The organism is Streptomyces sp. NPDC042201 (assembly GCF_055582185.1).
This window is the reverse complement of the sequence record NZ_JBVJDS010000024.1, coordinates 1-2,826: the sequence shown is the minus strand read 5'-3', so window position 1 is coordinate 2,826 and position 2,826 is coordinate 1. Positions and strand designations below refer to the sequence as shown.

2 protein-coding genes are annotated in these 2,826 nt (G+C 67.3%); both read left to right on the top strand.

Going from position 1 to position 2,826, the window contains the following annotated elements; genetic code table 11:
• The coding region (locus ACZ6MZ_RS33920) for a 2-oxoacid:acceptor oxidoreductase subunit alpha (protein WP_469356439.1) at positions 1–1,839 on the top strand (1,839 nt) is incomplete at its 5' end.
• The coding region (locus ACZ6MZ_RS33915; protein ID WP_469356437.1) for a 2-oxoacid:ferredoxin oxidoreductase subunit beta at positions 1,832–2,826 on the top strand (995 nt) is incomplete at its 3' end. The genes ACZ6MZ_RS33920 and ACZ6MZ_RS33915, both read left to right, overlap by 8 nt.

The window sequence follows — 2,826 nt, the reverse complement described above, 5'->3', positions numbered from 1 at the left end:
CGTCTGGACCGGGTGATCATCCGTTTCGCGGGTGACTCGGGTGACGGGATGCAGCTGACGGGTGACCGGTTCACCTCGGAGACGGCGTCGTTCGGGAACGACTTGTCGACGCTGCCGAACTTTCCCGCCGAGATCCGGGCGCCTGCCGGGACCTTGCCGGGCGTCTCCTCTTTCCAGCTGCACTTCGCCGACCACGACATCCTCACCCCCGGCGACGCACCCAACGTCCTGGTCGCGATGAACCCGGCCGCCCTGAAAGCGAACATCGGCGACGTGCCGCGCGGCGCGGAGATCATCGTGAACACCGATGAGTTCACCAAGCGCCCGATGGCCAAGGTCGGCTATCTCACCTCACCCCTCGAAGACGGCTCGCTCGACGGCTACCAGATCCACCCCGTGCCGCTGACCACCCTGACCATCGAAGCGCTCAAGGAGTTCGGGCTCTCCCGCAAGGAAGCCGAACGCTCGAAGAACATGTTCGCGCTCGGTCTGCTGTCGTGGATGTACAACCGGCCCACCGAGGGCACGGAAAAGTTTCTGCGGGTCAAGTTCGCGAAGAAGCCGCAGATCGCCGAGGCGAACGTGGCCGCCTTCCGCGCCGGCTGGAACTTCGGTGAGACGACCGAGGACTTCGCCGTCTCCTACGAGGTCGCCCCCGCGAGCTCAGCGTTCCCGGCCGGCACCTACCGCAACATCTCCGGGAATCTGGCCTTGTCCTACGGGCTGATCGCCGCCGGCCACCAGGCCGACCTGCCGCTGTATCTCGGCTCCTACCCGATCACCCCGGCCTCGGACATCCTGCACGAACTGTCCCGCCACAAGAACTTCGGCGTGCGCACGTTCCAGGCCGAGGACGAGATCGCCGCCATCGGCGCCGCACTGGGTGCGGCCTTCGGCGGTTCGCTGGCCGTCACCACCACCTCCGGCCCCGGCGTGGCACTCAAGTCGGAGACGATCGGCCTCGCGGTGTCGCTGGAGCTGCCGCTGCTCGTCGTCGCGATCCAGCGGGGCGGCCCCTCCACCGGCCTGCCGACCAAGACGGAGCAGGCGGATCTGCTGCAGGCGATGTACGGGCGTAACGGTGAGGCCCCCGTGCCGGTGATCGCACCCAGGACGCCGGCGGACTGCTTCGACGCCGCCCTGGAGGCCGCCAGGATCGCGCTGGCCTACCGCACGCCGGTCTTCCTGCTCTCCGACGGCTACCTCGCCAACGGCTCCGAGCCCTGGCGCATCCCGGAGACCGCGGAACTGCCCGACCTGCGGGTCCGGTTCGCGACCGGCCCCAACCATGAACTGGCCGACGGCACCGAAGTGTTCTGGCCCTACAAGCGTGACCCGCACACCCTGGCCCGCCCCTGGGCCGTGCCCGGCACCCCCGGCCTCGAACACCGCATCGGCGGCATCGAAAAGCAGGACGGCACGGGCAACATCTCCTACGACCCCGCCAACCACGACTTCATGGTCCGCACCCGCCAGGCCAAAATCGACGGCATCGAGGTGCCCGACCTCACCGTCGACGACCCGGACCGTGCCCGCACCCTCGTGCTGGGCTGGGGCTCCACCTACGGACCCATCACCGCCGCCGTCCGCCGCCTGCGCAAGACCGGCACGCCCATCGCGCAGGCACACCTGCGCCACATCAACCCCTTCCCCCGCAACCTCGGCGACATCCTCGGCCGTTACGACAAGGTCGTGGTGCCGGAGATGAACCTCGGCCAGCTCGCCACCCTCCTGCGGGCGAAATACCTCATCGACGCCCACTCCTACAACCAGGTCAACGGCATGCCGTTCAAGGCCGAGCAGCTCGCCACGGCACTCCAGGAGGCCATCGATGCCTGACACGAACGAGTTGCTGACCCTGGTCCCCAAGGCCGAGGCCACCCAGTCCATGAAGGACTTCAAATCGGACCAGGAAGTACGCTGGTGCCCCGGCTGCGGCGACTACGCCGTCCTGGCCGCAGTCCAGGGCTTCATGCCCGAACTGGGCCTGGCCAAAGAGAACATCGTCTTCGTCTCCGGCATCGGCTGCTCCTCCCGCTTCCCCTACTACATGAACACCTACGGGATGCACTCCATCCACGGCCGCGCCCCCGCCATCGCCACCGGCCTCGCCACCTCACGCCGTGACCTGTCCGTCTGGGTCGTCACCGGCGACGGCGACGCCCTCTCCATCGGCGGCAACCACCTCATCCACGCCCTGCGCCGCAACGTCAACCTCAAAATCCTGCTGTTCAACAACCGGATCTACGGACTGACCAAAGGCCAGTACTCCCCCACCTCCGAGGTCGGGAAAATCACCAAGTCGACCCCCATGGGCTCCCTCGACGCCCCCTTCAACCCCGTCTCCCTCGCCCTCGGCGCCGAAGCCTCATTCGTCGCCCGCACCGTCGACTCCGACCGCAAACACCTCACCCAAGTCCTCCGACAGGCAGCCGACCACCCCGGCACCGCCCTCGTCGAGATCTACCAGAACTGCAACATCTTCAACGACGGCGCCTTCGAAATCCTCAAAGACAAACAACAGGCAGAAGAAGCCGTCATCCGCCTGGAACACGGGCAGCCCATCCGCTTCGGCGTCGAGGGTTCGAAGGGCGTGGTCAGGAACCAGACCACCGGCGACCTCGAAGTCGTCACCGTCACCCCCGAGAACGAGGCACAGATCCTCGTCCACGACGCACACGCGGCAAGCCCCACCACCGCCTTCGCCCTCTCCCGCCTCGCCGACGCCGACACCCTGCACCACACCCCCATCGGCGTCCTGCGCAGCTTCAAACGACCGGTCTACGACACCCTCATGTCCGACCAACTCGACGCAGCCGTCGAACA